Annotated in this window: 18 protein-coding genes; 9 read left to right on the forward strand and 9 right to left on the reverse strand. The window is 67.3% G+C overall.

All coding sequences use genetic code 11. The annotated features are described in order from the left end of the window. Positions 1–16 precede the first annotated feature (16 nt). Positions 17–325 (forward strand): c-type cytochrome, encoded by a 309-nt coding sequence (locus BW991_RS16725; RefSeq protein ID WP_076603249.1) that lies wholly within the window; start codon positions 17–19, stop codon positions 323–325. Positions 326–392: 67 nt separating this feature from the next. On the opposite strand, the gene BW991_RS16730 is transcribed toward BW991_RS16725, so the two are convergent. Both BW991_RS16730 and BW991_RS16735 read right to left on the reverse strand, forming a co-directional pair. Further along, positions 393–1,529, reverse strand: coding sequence for an EAL and HDOD domain-containing protein (locus tag BW991_RS16730; protein ID WP_076603250.1), 1,137 nt, complete (start codon positions 1,527–1,529; stop codon positions 393–395). 4 nt (positions 1,530–1,533) lie between these two features. After that, a complete protein-coding gene (locus BW991_RS16735) occupies positions 1,534–2,553 on the reverse strand; it encodes a CDP-6-deoxy-delta-3,4-glucoseen reductase (RefSeq protein WP_076603251.1) in 1,020 nt (339 codons plus the stop codon). Positions 2,554–2,574: 21 nt separating this feature from the next. Here BW991_RS16735 and BW991_RS16740 point away from each other — a divergent pair, with 21 nt between their 5' ends. From BW991_RS16740 to BW991_RS16750, 3 genes are all read left to right on the forward strand, one after another. Continuing rightward, positions 2,575–3,459, forward strand: a complete 885-nt coding sequence (locus BW991_RS16740; protein ID WP_076603252.1) for an NAD-dependent epimerase/dehydratase family protein — start codon at positions 2,575–2,577, stop codon at positions 3,457–3,459. Positions 3,460–3,468: 9 nt separating this feature from the next. Continuing rightward, a complete protein-coding gene (locus BW991_RS16745) occupies positions 3,469–3,888 on the forward strand; it encodes a CopD family protein (protein WP_076603253.1) in 420 nt (139 codons plus the stop codon). A 67-nt stretch (positions 3,889–3,955) separates the two neighbouring features. Then, complete coding sequence (locus BW991_RS16750) at positions 3,956–5,116, forward strand: THUMP domain-containing class I SAM-dependent RNA methyltransferase (RefSeq protein ID WP_076603254.1); 1,161 nt, start codon at positions 3,956–3,958, stop codon at positions 5,114–5,116. A 182-nt stretch (positions 5,117–5,298) separates the two neighbouring features. Here the strand turns inward: BW991_RS16750 and BW991_RS16755 are convergent, their stop codons facing one another. Together BW991_RS16755 and BW991_RS16760 are read right to left on the reverse strand one after the other, a co-directional pair. After that, the gene (locus BW991_RS16755) at positions 5,299–6,432 is read right to left on the reverse strand and encodes a PilT/PilU family type 4a pilus ATPase (RefSeq protein WP_076603255.1); all 1,134 of its coding nucleotides are present in this window, start codon (positions 6,430–6,432) and stop codon (positions 5,299–5,301) included. 131 nt (positions 6,433–6,563) lie between these two features. Beyond that, positions 6,564–7,604, reverse strand: coding sequence for a type IV pilus twitching motility protein PilT (locus BW991_RS16760; RefSeq protein WP_076603256.1), 1,041 nt, complete (start codon positions 7,602–7,604; stop codon positions 6,564–6,566). A gap of 102 nt (positions 7,605–7,706) precedes the next feature. Here BW991_RS16760 and BW991_RS16765 point away from each other — a divergent pair, with 102 nt between their 5' ends. Genes BW991_RS16765 through BW991_RS16780 form a run of 4 tightly spaced genes read left to right on the forward strand, consistent with a single transcriptional unit; the run spans position 7,707 to position 10,112 of the window. Continuing rightward, complete coding sequence (locus BW991_RS16765; RefSeq protein WP_076603257.1) at positions 7,707–8,408, forward strand: YggS family pyridoxal phosphate-dependent enzyme; 702 nt, start codon at positions 7,707–7,709, stop codon at positions 8,406–8,408. Between the two features lie 8 nt (positions 8,409–8,416). Then, positions 8,417–9,229 carry a pyrroline-5-carboxylate reductase gene (gene proC / locus BW991_RS16770; RefSeq protein ID WP_076603298.1) on the forward strand — a complete coding sequence of 271 codons (813 nt, stop codon included), beginning with the start codon at positions 8,417–8,419 and terminating at the stop codon, positions 9,227–9,229. 5 nt (positions 9,230–9,234) lie between these two features. Next, positions 9,235–9,813, forward strand: a complete 579-nt coding sequence (locus BW991_RS16775) for a YggT family protein (RefSeq protein WP_076603258.1) — start codon at positions 9,235–9,237, stop codon at positions 9,811–9,813. Next, positions 9,810–10,112 carry a DUF167 domain-containing protein gene (locus BW991_RS16780; RefSeq protein WP_076603259.1) on the forward strand — a complete coding sequence of 101 codons (303 nt, stop codon included), beginning with the start codon at positions 9,810–9,812 and terminating at the stop codon, positions 10,110–10,112. The genes BW991_RS16775 and BW991_RS16780 overlap by 4 nt, the downstream gene beginning before the upstream one ends. A gap of 24 nt (positions 10,113–10,136) precedes the next feature. Here BW991_RS16780 and BW991_RS16785 read toward each other — a convergent pair whose 3' ends face one another. From BW991_RS16785 to BW991_RS16805, 5 genes are read right to left on the reverse strand one after another with little or no spacing between them, the layout of a single operon-like run. After that, complete coding sequence (locus BW991_RS16785) at positions 10,137–11,417, reverse strand: dihydroorotase (RefSeq protein ID WP_076603260.1); 1,281 nt, start codon at positions 11,415–11,417, stop codon at positions 10,137–10,139. Then, positions 11,417–12,391, reverse strand: a complete 975-nt coding sequence (locus tag BW991_RS16790; RefSeq protein ID WP_076603261.1) for an aspartate carbamoyltransferase catalytic subunit — start codon at positions 12,389–12,391, stop codon at positions 11,417–11,419. Before BW991_RS16790 ends, BW991_RS16785 begins: the two co-directional genes overlap by 1 nt. Beyond that, positions 12,384–12,884, reverse strand: coding sequence for a bifunctional pyr operon transcriptional regulator/uracil phosphoribosyltransferase PyrR (gene pyrR, locus BW991_RS16795; RefSeq protein WP_076603262.1), 501 nt, complete (start codon positions 12,882–12,884; stop codon positions 12,384–12,386). Before pyrR ends, BW991_RS16790 begins: the two co-directional genes overlap by 8 nt. After that, complete coding sequence (gene ruvX / locus BW991_RS16800) at positions 12,871–13,350, reverse strand: Holliday junction resolvase RuvX (RefSeq protein WP_076603263.1); 480 nt, start codon at positions 13,348–13,350, stop codon at positions 12,871–12,873. Before ruvX ends, pyrR begins: the two co-directional genes overlap by 14 nt. After that, entirely contained in the window at positions 13,343–13,909 is a 567-nt protein-coding gene (locus tag BW991_RS16805) for a YqgE/AlgH family protein (RefSeq protein ID WP_076603264.1), read from the reverse strand. The genes ruvX and BW991_RS16805 overlap by 8 nt, the downstream gene beginning before the upstream one ends. Before the next feature lie 96 nt (positions 13,910–14,005). Between BW991_RS16805 and BW991_RS16810 the strand changes: the two genes are divergently transcribed. Further along, on the forward strand, positions 14,006–15,445 hold the full coding sequence (locus tag BW991_RS16810; RefSeq protein ID WP_076603265.1) for a cryptochrome/photolyase family protein: 1,440 nt from the start codon (positions 14,006–14,008) through the stop codon (positions 15,443–15,445). The last annotated feature ends 45 nt before the right edge of the window (positions 15,446–15,490 follow it).

Raw genomic sequence — 15,490 nt, forward strand, 5'->3', positions numbered from 1 at the left:
TCTAAAGGAAAAGAGCATGAAAGTTTTCGTTGCTGCCGCGGTTGCCGCGGGCCTTCTCTCCGCCGCTCCGGCTTTCGCTTCCGCTGATCTGGCCAAGGCCAAGAACTGCCTCGCCTGTCACGCCGTAGACAAGAAGCTGGTCGGCCCGGCCTACCAGGAAGTCGCCAAGAAGTACGCTGGTGACGCTGGCGCCGTTGCCAAGCTGGCGGAGAAGATCCAGAAGGGTGGTTCGGGTGTCTGGGGCACGATGCCGATGCCGGCCAACCCGCAGGTCAACGCCGAAGAAGCCAAGACCCTGGCTACCTGGGTTCTGTCGCTCAAGTAATCGGCTTCGGTCGATGCAAAAAAGCCAGCCCGCGGGCTGGCTTTTTTATTGCCCGCTCGCCGGCCGGTCAGGACTGCAGGCTGTCGGCGAAGCCCAGCGCGCCGACGATCGCGCGGTTGATCTGCTCGGGCGCGAGCTGCAGCTCGGCAGCCTGCTTCTGTAGTTCCGTCGCGTCGAAGGATTCGCACAGGCGGGCGAGCTTGAGGAAGGGGGCGTAGGGGCCTTGCTCGAGCAGCAGCGCGTCGGTGATCGCCGAGGGCAGGTGCATCTCCTCGAGCACGCTCTGCATCGACGTGCCCAGTAGCGCGTTCAGCAGCGAGAACGCTCCGGTGATGAACAGGTTGTCGAGTTCCGACTTGTCGAAGAAGGATGTGCCGATCTGTTCCATGAAGCGCCCGCGCGCGATCGAGGTCTGCATCATCGCCGGCGCGCCCGGATCGCGGCTCGCGCTGACCAGCAGCAGCGACAGCCACTTGTTCAGATTGGCGTAGCCGAGGATGGTCACCGCGTGGCGGAAGGACTGGATCTCGCAGCTCAGGCCGAAGCCCGCCGAGTTGATGTAGCGCAGCAGCTTGTACGACACCGCGACGTCCTGGCGCAGCACCGCCTCGATCTCCTTGATATCCGCATTGTTGCGCACGAGGTTGAGGAGCCGCACGATCTGGGCATGTGCAGGTGACAGCTCCTGTGCTGCCGGATTGCCGTACAGGAAGAACCAGCCCGAGGCGCCGTCGAAGCCCGCCTGGACGGATTCCTGGAAGGCGCTGATGTTGGGCAGGCCCCACGCGAGGGTAATCCCGGGCGAGCCGGCCGGTGTCGCGTGCCGGCGGCGGTCCATCAGCACGAAGCGCCAGTCGGCGTCGGGCGGCAGGGCGGTTCCCGGGGCGAACCAGCTCAGGCACATGCTGATCCCCGCGTCGCGCAGCTGCGGCAGCAGCGCCTGCGTCTGCGGGTGCGCGAGCGCCTGCGACGGGATTTCCACCATCGCGTTGGGCGGCGCCTGCCAGCTCATCAGCTCGGGAGTCGGAACGAGCCGGCCCAGGCAGACGAACACGGTGTGGTGCGTCGGCCAGATGTCGGCAAGGCTGTTCAGGGCATCGACCACCGAACCGATGTTCGGTCCGTGGGCAATGAGCCGGTTGGCCGTGATCGCGCGATTCCGGTTGACGACGGGTTCGCGGGTCAGGATCGTGGTCTGGGTCATGAGTTCAGCGTGCGTCGGTGGCGAAGGTGAAGGCGTCCGCAAAGAACGCCTCCTGCGGCAGGCCGCACTGCGCAGTCAAGTCGCTGCGCGCAGCGTCGATCATGGCCGGTGATCCGCATGCATAGACTTCATGTGCGGACAGGTCGGGCAGGTCCGCGATGACTGCTCGATGCACGAGGCCGGTCCGCCCGTGCCAGTCGTCCTCGGCTCCCGCTTCGGACAATACCGGAACGTAGTGGAAGCCGGGAAGGATCTTCTCCCACGAGCGCGCAAGTTCGTCCATGTAAAGGCCTGTGCGGTTGCGCGACCCCCAATAGAGGGTCATCGGTCGCGCGCTGCCGGTATGGATCGCATGCTCGACGATGCTCTTGATCGGTGCGAAACCGGTGCCGCCCGCGAGCAGCACGACCGGTGCCTGCGAGTCTTCGTGCAGTCCGAAGCTGCCGAGCGGCCCTTCGAAACGCAGGATGTCGCGTTCCTTCATGGCGTTGAAGACGTGTTCGGTGAATTCGCCGCCGGGCACGAGGCGCACGTGCAGCTCCATGGCGTCCTCGCGGTGGGGGGCATTCGCGATCGAGAAGCTGCGGCGGCGGCCGTCGGCGAGCAGGAAGTCGATGTACTGGCCGGCGCGGAAGCGGAAGGGCTCGCTCGCGGGGAGTTTCAGCTCGATCACCATCACGTCGGGCGCGGCGCGGGTGAGGCGTTGCACGCGGCACGGCAGCTTCTTGATCGGGATGTCGCCGGCGCGGGTCACGTTGCGAGCCTCGAGCACCAGGTCGGAACGCGCCTGGGCACTGCAGAACAGGGTCATGCCGGTCGCGCGGTCGGCGTCGCCGAGCGCGGTCGCCGAGCCGACGAGGGCGACCTCGCCCTGGAGGACCTTGCCCTTGCAGGCGCCACAGGCGCCGTCACGGCAGCCGTAGGGCAGCACGAGACCCGCGGCGAGGGCCGCTTCGAGGATGGTCTGGTCGGCATCGGCCTGGAACTGCTGGCCACCTGGCTCGAGTGAAATCTGGAACGACATCGGGCGTGAGATAATCAGTCGATGAAAAGAATATTGATCGTCGGTAGCGGCGACGTGGCCCGGCGCGCGATTCCGTGGCTCGTGCGGCGCTTCAGGGTGTTTGCCCTGGTGCGCAGTGCAGAGGGGCTCGCCGGATTGCGGGCGCTCGGTGCAACGCCGGTGTTCGCCGACCTCGACGACCGGCGCAGCCTGCAGCGCCTGGCCGGGATCGCGGATGCCGTCATGCATTTCGCGCCGCCCCCCGACCGCGGCACGCGGGATACGCGTACGGCAAGCCTGCTGGCGGCACTCGCGTGCGCAACGAGTCTACCACAGCGCCTCGTCTATATAAGTACGACGGGCGTGTATGGCGATTGCGGCGGCCGGCACATCGACGAAAGCCATCCATGCCGCCCGCAGACCGCGCGGGCGCAGCGTCGCGTCGATGCCGAGCGCCGCTTGCGGCGCTTCGGCGTGCGGAGCGGGGCGCGGGTTTGCATGCTGCGCGCGCCGGGCATCTATGCGGGCGACCGTCTGCCGGTGGCGAGACTGGAGCGCGGCGAGCCGGTGTTGTGTGCGGAAGAGGACGTCTTTACCAACCACATCCACGCCGAGGATCTCGCGCGCCTGTCGTGCCTCGCGCTTTTCCGTGGCGGTGCCGGACGCGTCTACAATGCCGTCGATGATACATGCATGAAGATGGGCGACTATTTCGACTTTGCCGCCGACTGTTTCGGCCTGCCGCGGCCGCAGCGCCTGTCGCGTGCGGAACTCGCGACGCGGATTTCGCCGATGGCCCTGTCCTTCATGAGCGAGTCGCGGCAGCTCGACAATCGCCGCATCCGGCGGGAGCTGCGGGTGCGGCTGCTGTACCCGACCGTGCGCGAAGGCTTCGCCGCGGCGCTCAACCGCAAACAATCAAGCTAGGAGTATTCGATGCTGGTAGTGAAAGCCCTGCACATTTCGTTCGTCGTGGCCTGGTTCGCCGGCCTGTTTTACCTGCCGCGCCTGTTCGTGAACCATGCGATGGTGGATGATGCGGCGACGCGTGAGCGGCTGGCGCTGATGGAGCACAAGCTCTACCGTTTCATGACGCCGCTGGGAATCCTCGCCGTCGTGCTCGGCTTCTGGTTGTGGTTCGGCTACGGCGACATGATCGCGATCGGTGGCTGGCTGCACGCGAAGACCGCGCTCGTGAGTTTCCTGATCGTCTATCACCTTTACTGCGGCAGGCTCATGCGCGATTTCGCCGCCGGGCGCAACACTCGCAGCCATAAGTGGTACCGCGTGTTCAACGAGGTGCCGGTGCTGGTGCTGTTCGCGGCCGTGTTCCTTGTCGTGCTGAAGCCCTTCTGAGCGGCACCGCCCGCGCGGGCTTCGAGCCGTTTCCATTCCCGTTCGTCTTCGACTTCCTTCGTCCCCCATGTCCGAATCCTTCTTTTCCCCCTGTCCGCGCGGTCTCGAGCCGATGCTCGCCGAGGAACTTACCGCGCTCGGTGCGCGGGACGTCGAGGCGACCCACGGCGGCGTCGGTTTCTCCGGCGACTGGCAGACCTGCTATCGCGCCAACCTCGAGAGCCGGATCGCCACCCGCGTGATGTGGCGCCTCGCACAGGGGCGCTACCAGTCCGAGGAGGACATCTACCGGCTCGCCTATGGCGCGACCTGGGCTAAATGGTTCACCGTCGATGACACGATCCGCATCTACGTGACCGCGAAGCAGTCGCCCCTGCGCAGTCTCGAGTTCGTCACGCTGAAAATCAAGGATGCCGTGTGCGACCACTTCCGCACCGTGACGGGCAAGCGCCCCAGCGTCGATACGGCGAACCCGGCGGTGCGCATCCACGCCTTCCTGACGCGCGACCGCGTCACGCTTTACCTCGATACCTCGGGCGAGCCCCTGTACAAGCGCGGCTACAAGCCTGCCGCAGTCGAGGCGCCGCTGAAGGAGAACCTCGCTGCGGGCATCCTGCGCATCAGCGGCTGGCAGCCGGGCGAGGCACTCATCGATCCGATGTGCGGCAGCGGCACTTTCCTGATCGAGGCGGCACAGATCGCGCTCGACATCGCGCCGGGCCTCGGTCGCAGCTTCGCCTTCGAGCGTTTCCGCCACTTCGACGGTGCCGCCTGGGCGGCCATCCGCAAGGCTGCAGAGGTGCGGCGCAAGTCGCCGCGCCCCTTGCGCATCTACGGCTCCGACGTGGTCGGCGAGCAGGTGCGGCGCTCGCGCGTGAACCTGCAGGCGGCGGGGCTCGCGGACTGCGTGACGCTCGATCGCGCGGACTTCCTGGCACGCGAGGCGCCGGCGGCGGAAGGGGTGATGGTGACCAATCCGCCCTACGGCGTGCGCATCGGCGAGGCGGAGGAACTGGCGGCGCTGTATCCGCAGTTCGGCGATGCGCTGAAGAAGCACTGGAGCGGCTGGCGCTGCTATTTCCTGTCGGCGGATCCGGCGCTGCCCAAGCTGATCGGACTGAAGGCGAGCAAGCGCACGCCGCTCTTCAACGGCGCGCTCGAGTGCCGCGTGTTCGAGTACAAAATGATCGCGGGCAGCAACCGGCGCAAACCGGCCGAAGAAGCCTGATGAAGGAGTTCGCGGCTAACTTTCCGGTCGTGGTCGCATGCCCGGACTCGGAGTTTGTGCAGAAACCGTAGCGAGCGGTCCGAGTCCGTTCCGAGAAGCGCAACCGTAGAGGTGGTACGGTGACGCGTCTGCCAAATTCGGCAGGAGCGGAATCGGGGCGCGCAGCAGGTTTATTCGCAAACTCAGACGATGTCGAGGTGCTGGATCCCGGACACGAGGTCCTTCTCGCCGAGCTTGCTGTTGAGCTTGATCTGCAGGCGCAGGTCATTCACCGAGTCGGCGTTGCGCAGCGCATCCTCGTAGGAAATCCGCTCCTCCTCGTACAGGTCGAAGAGTGCCTGGTCGAAGGTCTGCATCCCCAGTTCGCGCGAGCGCTTCATCACTTCCTTGATGCCCGGCACCTCGCCCTTGAAGATCAGGTCCGAGATCAGCGGCGAGTTGAGCAGCACCTCGACGGCCGGCACGCGCCCTTTCTCGCCCTTCTTCGGCAGCAGGCGCTGCGAGATCAGCGCGCGCAGGTTGAGCGACAGGTCCATCAGCAGCTGCTGGCGGCGGTCTTCCGGGAAGAAGTTGATGATGCGGTCGAGTGCCTGGTTCGCGCTGTTCGCGTGCAGCGTGGCGAGGCACAGGTGGCCGGTCTCGGCGAACGCGATCGCGTAGTCCATCGTTTCGCGGTCGCGGATTTCGCCCATCAGGATCACGTCCGGGGCTTGGCGTAGGGTGTTCTTCAGTGCCGCTTCCCAGCTGTCGGTGTCGATGCCGATCTCGCGCTGCGTGACGATGCAGTTCTTGTGCAGATGCACGTATTCGATCGGGTCCTCGACCGTGATGATGTGGCCGTAGGAGTGTTCGTTACGGAAGTCCACCATCGCCGCGAGCGAGGTCGTCTTGCCGGTGCCGGTGCCGCCGACGAAGATCACGAGACCGCGCTTGGCCATTGCGACGTCGCGCAGCACTGCGGGCATGCCCAGCTCGTCGAAGGTCGGGATCTTCTGCGCGATCGTGCGCAGCACGAGGCCGACCTTGCCCTGCTGGATGAAGGCATTGGCACGGAAGCGGCCGATGCCCGCCGGCGAGATCGCGAAGTTGCATTCCTTGGTGGATTCGAATTCGGCCGCCTGACGGTCGTTCATGACCGCGCGCGCGAGTTCGGCGGTGTGCTGCTGCGTGAGCGACTGGTTCGACTGCGGGATGACGCGTCCGTCGACCTTGATGGCAGGCGGGAAGCCCCCGGTGATGAAGAGGTCGGAGCCGTTCTTCTGCACCATCAGCCGGAGCAGATCGTGCATGAACTTGAGGGCCTGATCGCGTTCCATGTGTTGCGCTCCAGCGGATTTTCGGGGGGCTGCAAATTTGAATTATGTTCCTCGCGCGCGCCCGCGTGAACGGCGCGGCGTGCGGGAAGCGCCGGCGGACGTGACGTAGTGGCCGTTCCGTGGCGCGGCGGTCAGCCGAAGTTGTCCTTGTTCTGCGCCTTGAGCTTGGCTTCCGCGGGCGAGATGACGTTGCGGCGCACGAGGTCGAGCAGGCACTGGTCCAGCGTCTGCATGCCGACGTTCTGGCCGGTCTGGATCGACGAGTACATCTGCGCGATCTTGTTTTCGCGGATCAGGTTGCGGATGGCGGGGGTGCCGATCATGATTTCGTGCGCGGCGACGCGGCCCTGGCCGTCCTTGGTCTTCAGCAGGGTCTGCGAAATGACGGCGCGCAGCGATTCGGACAGCATCGAGCGCACCATCTCCTTTTCGGCGGCCGGGAACACGTCGACGATACGGTCGATGGTCTTGGCGGCCGAGGAAGTGTGCAGGGTGCCGAACACGAGGTGGCCGGTCTCGGCGCCGGTCAGCGCGAGGCGGATGGTTTCGAGGTCGCGTAGCTCGCCGACGAGGATCACGTCCGGGTCTTCGCGCAGTGCCGAACGCAGCGCATTGTTGAACGACAGCGTGTCGCGCGCGACCTCGCGCTGGTTGATCAGGCAGCGCTTCGACTCATGCACGAATTCGATCGGGTCCTCGATCGTGAGGATGTGGCCGTATTCGTTGTCGTTGATGTGGTCGACCATCGCGGCGAGCGTCGTGGACTTGCCCGAGCCGGTCGGGCCGGTGACGAGCACGATGCCGCGCGGCTGGTTGGAGATGTCCTTGAAGATCTTCGGACAGTTGAGTTCTTCGAGGCTCAGCACCTTCGACGGAATGGTCCGGAACACGGCGGCCGCGCCGCGGTTCTGGTTGAAGGCGTTGACGCGGAAGCGCGCGAGGTTGGGCACCGCGAACGAGAAGTCGCACTCCAGTACTTCCTCGTACTGTTTGCGCTGCTGGTCGTTCATGATGTCATACACCATGGAGTGCACGTCCTTGTGCTCCATCGGCGGCAGGTTGATGCGCCGCACGTCGCCATGCACGCGGATCATGGGCGGCAGGCCGGACGAGAGATGGAGGTCGGAGGCCTTGTTCTTGACCGCAAAGGCCAGCAGTTCGGTGATGTCCATGGGTTCTTCGACGGTGTTCGGAAAGGAGCGTGCGGAAAGGCCGGCTGGTGCGCGGTGCTATACTCGCCCGGGCCGGATTTTCGAGACCAGTGCCGCCGCTATATGACAACAATCGCCGCCAACTTGCAAGCCGTGCGCGAGCGCGTGGCCCGTGCTGCGATCGCCGCGGGGCGCAGGCCCGAGGACGTCGTCCTGCTGGCCGTCAGCAAGACCTGGCCGGCATATTGCGTGGCCGCGGCGGCCGAAGCCGGGCAGCGGCTTTTCGGTGAAAACTACGTGCAGGAAGGCGTCGCGAAGATTGCCGAGCTGAGGGCGCGTGCGCTCGAATGGCATTTCATCGGTCCGCTCCAGAGCAACAAGACGCGCCCCGTTGCGGCGCATTTCGACTGGGTGCATTCGGTCGATCGCCTGAAGCTTGCCGAGCGCCTGTCCGAGCAGCGGGACGCGGAATTGCCGCCGCTCGACCTGTGCATCCAGGTGAACGTGAGCGGCGAGGCGAGCAAGAGCGGGGTTGCGCCGGACGAGGTGCCCGAGCTGGCGCGACAGGTGGCGGCCCTGCCGCGGCTGCGCTTGCGGGGGCTGATGGCGATCCCCGAGCCCGATGGGGACGAGGGCCTGCTGCGCAGCCGCTTCGCGACCGTGCGCCGGCTGCGCGACGAACTCAACGCCGCCGGCTTCGCGCTCGACACGCTGTCGATGGGGATGTCGCACGATCTCGAACTGGCGATCGCCGAAGGGGCGACCATGGTGCGGGTGGGTACCGCGATTTTCGGAACACGCAAGTTGCGTGAGGAACAGACATGACGGAACGGATCAGGATCAGTTTCCTGGGGGGCGGCAACATGGCGTCGGCGTTGATCGGCGGCATGCTGGAGCGCGGGTTCGCCGCGGCCGACATCCAGGTCGTGGAATTGCAGGAAGACGGGCGCAAGCGCCTGGCGGAGCGCTTCGGCGTGCGCGCGGTGGGCGCGGTCGATGACGCGCTGCTCGATTGCGACGTGCTGGTGCTGGCGGTGAAACCGCAGCAGATGAAGGCGGCGCTCGCGCCGCTGGCGGGCCGGCTGGCGCGCCAGGTGGTCGTGAGTATCGCGGCCGGACTGCGGCTGGCGGACATCGGTCGCTGGCTGGGCGGCTATGCCGGACTCGTGCGGGTGATGCCGAATACGCCGGCGCTGATCGGCGCGGGCGTGTCGGGCCTGTATGCCGATCCGTCGGTGGACGCCGCGGGACGCGCCGCGGCCGAGCGCGTGCTGGCAGCGGTCGGCAGCACGGTGTGGATCGCCGACGAGACGCAGATGGATGCGGTCACGGCGGTATCGGGCAGCGGTCCGGCCTACGTCTTCCACTTCATCGAGGCGCTGGAGGCGGCCGGGGCGTCGCTCGGCTTCGATGCGGCGACCGCGCGCAAGCTGGCGATCGACACCGTGCTCGGCGCAGCGAAGCTCGCGGCCGGCTCCGATGAGGCGCCGGGCGTGCTGCGCGAGCGGGTCACCTCGAAGGGGGGCACGACCGAGGCGGCGCTCGCGAGCATGAAGGCGTCGGGCTTCTTCGATGCGATCGTGACCGCGGTGAAGGCCGCCGAGGTGCGCGGGCGCGAACTCGGCGAACAACTGGGCAAGGACTGAGCGCGATGCTGGGCAACGTACTGCTCCTGGTCCTCGACACGGCCTTCGGCTTCATCACGCTGATGCTGCTGGCGCGCTTCTTCATGCAGTGGCAGCGCGTATCGTTCCGCAACCAGGTCGGGGCTTTCGTCGTCGCGACCACGGACTGGGTCGTGCGTCCGCTGCGCCGGGTGATTCCGGGCGTGCTGGGGCTGGATTTCGCCAGCCTGCTGCCGGCGTGGGCGTTCCAGACCCTGTTCGTGTTCATCGAGCTGCAGTTGCGCGGGGCATCGCTGGGCGGCAGTCCCGGCGGCCTGATTTTCGGTCTGTGGGGCCTGGGCCTGCTGGAAGTCGCCCGCATGGCGATCTACCTGGTGTTCGGCGTCGTGCTGATGTCGGCGATCCTGTCGTGGGTGAGTCCGCATGCGCCGGCCGCGCCGATCTTCCATAACCTTGCCGCCCCTTTCCTGCGCCCGTTCCGGCGCATCCTGCCGCCGATCGCCAATGTCGACCTGTCTCCGCTGGTCCTGCTGCTGGTGCTGCAGATCGTGCTGATGGTGCTGGGCAGCCTGCGCGGCAACTTCGCTTCGCTGCTGGCGGGATGACGGCAGCCGTCTGGCTGCGCGAGGCGGCTGACGGCAGCGTGGTGCTGACGCTGCACATCCAGCCGGGCGCGAAGAAGACCGAATTCGTCGGCCTGCACGGCGAGGCGCTGAAGATCCGGCTCGCCGCACCGCCGGTGGATGGCAAGGCGAACGCGGCGCTGTGCGCCTTTCTCGCGGATTTCTGCGGCGTGCCGAAATCGGCCGTCAGCCTCGTCAGCGGCGAGACCTCGCGCGCCAAGCGGGTTAGGATAGACGGCGCGAGCGCCGGGGCGCTCGCGCGGCTGCGGGCGCTCGGCTGACGCCGGCGGCCCGCGGGGCCGTTCTCAGGCCAGTTCGTGCATGACCTGGCCTTCGACCAGGGTGTAGTGCACGCGGCCCGGCAGCTCCATGCCCAGGAAGGGCGTGTTCTTGCCTTGGCTGCGCAGCTGCTCGCGGCTCACCGTGACGTGCGCGGCCGGGTCGAACAGGCACAGGTCGGCGCGCGCGCCCGGCGTCAGATGACCGGCCTTGGTGATGCCGACGATGCGCGCGGCGTCGGAGGTCACGCGTGCGAGCGCCTTCACCAGCGGCAGGCCCGTTTCGTGCGCCCACTTGAGCGTGAGCGGCAGCAGCAGTTCGAGACCGGTCGCGCCCGGTTCGGATTCGCTGAAGGGGGTGAGCTTGCCGTCGTCGTCCACAGGCGTGTGGTCGGAGCACAGCGCGTTGATGCGGCCGTCGGCGAGCCCCGCGCGCAGCGCCTCGCGGTCGCGCTGGCTGCGCAGCGGCGGCACGAGGTGGCAGTTGCTGTTGAAGTAGCCGATGTCCATGTCGGACAGGTGCAGGTGGTTGATCGACACGTCGCAGGTGATGTCCATGCCTTCGGCGCGGGCCTGTTCGACCAGCGCGAGGCCCGCGGCGCTCGACAGGCGCGTGACGTGCAGGCGTGCGCCGGTGGTGCGGGCGAGCTGGATGTAGGTGTACAGCGCGATGGTCTCGGCCGCGACGGGAATGCCCGGCAGACCCAGACGCGTAGCGACTTCGCCATCGTGCGCGACGCCGGTACGCGCCAGGAAGGGGGCAAGCGGCTGCAGCCACACGCGGAAGTCGAAGGTCGCGGCGTACTGCAGCGCGCGCATCAGCACGTTGTTGTCGATGATGGGGACATTGGCCTGGCTGAACGCGACGCAGCCGGCTTCGACCAACTCGGCCATCTCCGACAGGCGTTCGCCCTTGAGCCCGATGGTGAGCGCGCCGACCGGGTAAACGTGGGCGCGGTTGAGCCGCTTCGCGCGGTAGCACAGCATTTCGACCAGACCCGGCTCGTCCAGGGCGGGGTCGGTGTCGGGCGGGATCGCGAGGCTGGTGACGCCGCCGGCCATCGCCGCGTCCATTTCGGATTCGAGCGTGGCGCGGTATTCGAAGCCGGGCTCGCGCAGGCGCGCGGCCAGGTCGATGAGACCCGGCGCGACGACGAGGTTGGCAGCGTCGATCGTGCGTTCGGCGGCGAAGCCGTCGGGCGCCTGGCCGCTTGCGACGATCTTGCCATCGGCGAGATACAGGTCGCGCTTGTCGTCGAGGCCGTTCGCGGGGTCGATGAGGCGGCCGTTGGTGATGCGGATCTTCATTACTTGTTGCTCCCTTGCTGGCCGGCCAGCATGCTCATGACGGCCATCCTTACCGCGATGCCGAAGGTGACCTGGGGCAGGATCACGGCCTGCGCGCCATCCGCGACGGAGGAGTCGATCTCGACGCCGCGGTTCATCGGTCCCGGGTGCATGACGATGGCGTCGGGTTTGGCCAGTGCGAGCTTCTCGGCGGTGAGGCCCCACACCTTGTAGTACTCCTGCGGAGTCGGCAGCAGCGCGCCGTTCATGCGTTCGTTCTGGAGGCGCAGCATCATCACGACGTCGACGCCCTTGAGGCCTTCGCGGATGTCGTGGAAGACGCGCACGCCCATGCGCTCGACCTCGGTCGGCAGCAGCGTTTTGGGGCCGATCACGCGCACTTCGGGCACGCCCAGCGTGGTCAGCGCGGCGATCTGCGAGCGCGCGACGCGCGAGTGCAGCACGTCGCCGACGATCGCGACGGTGAGGTTGGTGAAATCGCGCTTGTAGTGCCGGATCGTATACATGTCCAGCAGGCCCTGCGTCGGGTGCGCGTGGCGGCCGTCGCCGGCATTGACGACGTGGATGTGGTCGCGCCCGGTCGCGAGCAGGTGCTGCGCGATCAGGAAGGGTGCGCCGCTCGCGGCATGGCGCACGACGAACATGTCGGCCTGCATCGCGCACAGGTTGTCGACGGTGTCGAGCAGGCTCTCGCCCTTGGCGGTGGAGCTCGTCGACACGTTGAGGTTCACGACGTCGGCCGACAGGCGCTTGGCGGCGATCTCGAAGGTGGTGCGCGTGCGCGTGGAGTTTTCGAAGAACAGGTTGAAGATGCTCTTGCCGCGCAGCAGCGGCAGCTTCTTCACTTCGCGCTCGGCGACTTCGGTGAAGGGGGCGGCGGTGTCGAGGATCGCGCTGATGACGTCGCGCGGCAGGCCGTCGATCGTCAGCAGGTGTTGCAGTTCGCCGTGTTTGTTGAGCTGGGGGTTATGCATCGATCAGCCTCAGGGTGAACGTGCCGGCAGCGTCGGTCTCGAGCTGCAGGCTCTGGCTTGCGGGCAGGGGTTGGGGCAGGGTGAGGGCGCAGTAGCGCGCGGCGATCGGCAGTTCGCGGCCGCCGCGGTCGACCAGCACGGCGAGGTCCACGTGCGACGGGCGGCCGAAGTCGAACAGCTCGTTGATCGCGGCGCGCGTCGTGCGGCCGGTGTAGAGGACGTCGTCCACGATGATTACGTGGGCGCCTTCGACATCGAACGGGATGTCGGTGCGCTTGGGCTGAGGGTGCAGGCCCTTGGAGGCGAAGTCGTCGCGGTAGAAGGACACGTCGATCGAGCCGGGCGGCTGCTTCAGGCCCAGGGTGCGGTGCAGGCGTTCGGCCAGCCAGACGCCGCCCGTGTGGATGCCCACCAGTGCGGTGTCGGGCGTCACGTGCGGCCGCATCTGCTCGACCAGAGTCTGGAAGAGCGCTTCGGCATCAAGCTTTTGCATGTTGGATGGTGTCCAGGAAGTGTTGCAGGATGATCCGGGCCGCGACGGCGTCGAGCACGGCCTTGCGCTCGCGCCAGCTGCGCTGCCCTGCCTCCTCCAACGCGGCTTCGGCCGCGGCGGAGGACAGGCGTTCGTCGCTTTCCATCACCGGCAGGCCGTAGCGGCCGCGCAGCTGGTTCGCAAAGCGGCGGCAGCGCGCGGTCATCTCGTGCGGGGTGCCGTCGAGGTGGACGGGCAGGCCGACGACGAGGCCGACGGGGCGCCACTCGGCGATGAGCTTTTCGATCGCGGCAAAGCGCGGTGCGCTGGCTTCGCCGCTGATGGTCACGAGCGCGCTGGCCTGGCCGGTTTCGAGTTCGCCGACGGCGACGCCGAGGCGAACGAGGCCGAAGTCGAAGCCTAGCAGGGTGCCGCGCGCGGGGAGGTCCGGGGCTGGCCGGGGTTCGGGCGCGGCCGCCTCAGGCATGCCCGGCCGTCTCGCTGAGGTTCGTGAAGTCGATGCCGAGCTTCTGCATGGCGGCGGCGAGGCGCTCTTCGGGCGGCAGCTCGAAGACGATCGAGAGATCGGCGCGCACGGTGAGCCACGCGTTGTCGGCGATCTCCTGCTCGAGCTGGCCGGCGGTCCAGCCGGCGTAGCCGAGCGTCACGAGCACTTCGGACGGCTGGCCGGTGCTGCCGATGGCCTGCAGGATGTCGCGCGAGCTGGTCAGGCCGGCCTCGTCGTTCACGTTCAGGGTCGAGTGCCATTCGCCTGCCGGCCGATGCAGCACGAAGCCGCGATCGGTCTGCACCGGACCGCCGAAATATACCGGCTGCTCGGCGAACCCGGCGGCATCGAGCGGCAGTTCGACGCGTTCGAAGAGGGTGCCGAGCGTCATGTCGATCGGCCGGTTGACGATGATCCCGAGCGCGCCCTGATCGTTGTGCTCGGCGATGTAGGTCAGCGTACGCGAGAAATTCGGATCGGCCATGCTGGGCATGGCGATCAGAAAATGATGCGTGAGGTTCGACATGATTTCGCTCATGACTGCATTTTAGCCTCTCGCGCGGAGCATTGAGCAGGAACCTGCGCGGCATGATTGCGTCAGAATGCGACTTTCCGCATTCGCCGACTTTCTCCGATGCGTTCCGCCCTCGTCTGGTTCCGCCGCGATCTGCGCAGTTACGATCACGCCGCGCTGTATCACGCGCTGCGCCGCTTCGACCGCGTGCATTGCGCGTTCGTCTTCGACACGGAGATCCTCGACGCGTTGCCGAACCGCTGCGATCGGCGCGTCGAGTTCATCTGGCGCAGCGTGCAGGAGCTGGATACGGCGCTCGACGCGCTGTCGCGCGAGGCGGGTGGCAGCGGGGCAGGCATGGTCGTGCGGCACGGGCGCGCCGACGCGCTGATCCCGGCGCTCGCGGCGCAGCTGGGCGTGACGGCGGTGCTGACCAATCGCGATTACGAGCCTGCCGCGATCGCGCGCGACCGGCGCGTGGCGGAGGGCCTCGCCGCGGCGGGGATCGGTTTCGAGGACTTCAAGGATCAGGTGATCTTCGAGCGCGACGAGGTCCTGACTCAGGGCGGGCAACCGTACAGCGTGTTCACGCCGTACCGGAACGCGTGGCTGAAGAAGCTCGACGGCTTCTATGTGCAGGCGTATCCGGTCGAGCGCTACGCCGCCCGCCTTGCCCCCAAGGCGGACGGGGAGCGCGTGCCCGGCCTCGAAGATCTGGGCTTCGCGGCGACGAACCTCGCCGAGCTGCGCCTGCCGACCGGCATGTCCGGCGGCCGCTCCCTGTTCGGGGACTTCGCCGGTCGTATCGGGCGCTACCGCGAGGCGCGCGACTATCCGGCCGTGAAGGGGGTTTCTTATCTTTCCGCGCATCTGCGCTTCGGCACCGTGTCGATCCGCGAACTGGCAGCGTTCGCGTGGGCCGACGGCGGTGCCGGGGCGGAGAGCTGGCTCGGCGAGCTCGTGTGGCGCGACTTCTACCACATGATCCTGTGGCACCACCCGCGCGTCGTGACAGCGTGCTTTCGGCCCGAGTACGAGCGCATCGCGTGGGACCTGGCGCCGGAGCTGTTCGCGGCGTGGTGCGAGGGGCGCACGGGTTACCCGCTCGTCGATGCGGCGATGCGCCAGCTCGACACGACGGGCTACATGCACAACCGCTTGCGCATGGTCGTCGCGTCGTTCCTGACCAAGGATCTGGGTATCGACTGGCGGCGTGGCGAGCGCCACTTCGCCGACCACCTGATCGACTGCGACCTCGCGGCGAACAACGGCGGATGGCAATGGGCGGCGTCGACGGGCTGCGACGCGCAGCCGTATTTCCGCATTTTCAATCCGGTAACGCAGTCGGCGCGCTTCGATCCGCAGGGGCGCTTCATCCGCCGCTACGTGCCGCAACTCGCACGCGTGCCGGACAAGTACATCCATGCTCCGTGGAAGATGGGGGCGGCGGAGCAGGCGGCTGCGGGCGTGCGCATCGGCCGGGATTATCCGGCGCCGGTCGTCGACCACGGCATGGCGCGCGAGCGCACGCTCGCGCGCTTCGCCGTCGTGCGGAGCTGATTCCGGCGAGTGCCGGCGGATCCCCCGCGGCGCCGTGCTCCGCCG

It is taken from the genome of Aromatoleum tolulyticum (genome assembly GCF_900156155.1).
Lineage (GTDB): Bacteria > Pseudomonadota > Gammaproteobacteria > Burkholderiales > Rhodocyclaceae > Aromatoleum > Aromatoleum tolulyticum.

Bases quoted from the DNA above. Each gene is read 5' to 3' on its own strand.
- BW991_RS16725 (WP_076603249.1), top strand. From the start codon at position 17: ATGAAAGTTTTCGTTGCTGCCGCGGTTGCCGCGGGCCTTCTCTCCGCC.
- BW991_RS16730 (WP_076603250.1), bottom strand. From the start codon at position 1,529: ATGACCCAGACCACGATCCTGACCCGCGAACCCGTCGTCAACCGGAAT.
- BW991_RS16735 (WP_076603251.1), bottom strand. From the start codon at position 2,553: ATGTCGTTCCAGATTTCACTCGAGCCAGGTGGCCAGCAGTTCCAGGCC.
- BW991_RS16740 (WP_076603252.1), top strand. From the start codon at position 2,575: ATGAAAAGAATATTGATCGTCGGTAGCGGCGACGTGGCCCGGCGCGCG.
- BW991_RS16745 (WP_076603253.1), top strand. From the start codon at position 3,469: ATGCTGGTAGTGAAAGCCCTGCACATTTCGTTCGTCGTGGCCTGGTTC.
- BW991_RS16750 (WP_076603254.1), top strand. From the start codon at position 3,956: ATGTCCGAATCCTTCTTTTCCCCCTGTCCGCGCGGTCTCGAGCCGATG.
- BW991_RS16755 (WP_076603255.1), bottom strand. From the start codon at position 6,432: ATGGAACGCGATCAGGCCCTCAAGTTCATGCACGATCTGCTCCGGCTG.
- BW991_RS16760 (WP_076603256.1), bottom strand. From the start codon at position 7,604: ATGGACATCACCGAACTGCTGGCCTTTGCGGTCAAGAACAAGGCCTCC.
- BW991_RS16765 (WP_076603257.1), top strand. From the start codon at position 7,707: ATGACAACAATCGCCGCCAACTTGCAAGCCGTGCGCGAGCGCGTGGCC.
- BW991_RS16775 (WP_076603258.1), top strand. From the start codon at position 9,235: ATGCTGGGCAACGTACTGCTCCTGGTCCTCGACACGGCCTTCGGCTTC.
- BW991_RS16780 (WP_076603259.1), top strand. From the start codon at position 9,810: ATGACGGCAGCCGTCTGGCTGCGCGAGGCGGCTGACGGCAGCGTGGTG.
- BW991_RS16785 (WP_076603260.1), bottom strand. From the start codon at position 11,417: ATGAAGATCCGCATCACCAACGGCCGCCTCATCGACCCCGCGAACGGC.
- BW991_RS16790 (WP_076603261.1), bottom strand. From the start codon at position 12,391: ATGCATAACCCCCAGCTCAACAAACACGGCGAACTGCAACACCTGCTG.
- pyrR (WP_076603262.1), bottom strand. From the start codon at position 12,884: ATGCAAAAGCTTGATGCCGAAGCGCTCTTCCAGACTCTGGTCGAGCAG.
- ruvX (WP_076603263.1), bottom strand. From the start codon at position 13,350: ATGCCTGAGGCGGCCGCGCCCGAACCCCGGCCAGCCCCGGACCTCCCC.
- BW991_RS16805 (WP_076603264.1), bottom strand. From the start codon at position 13,909: ATGAGCGAAATCATGTCGAACCTCACGCATCATTTTCTGATCGCCATG.
- BW991_RS16810 (WP_076603265.1), top strand. From the start codon at position 14,006: ATGCGTTCCGCCCTCGTCTGGTTCCGCCGCGATCTGCGCAGTTACGAT.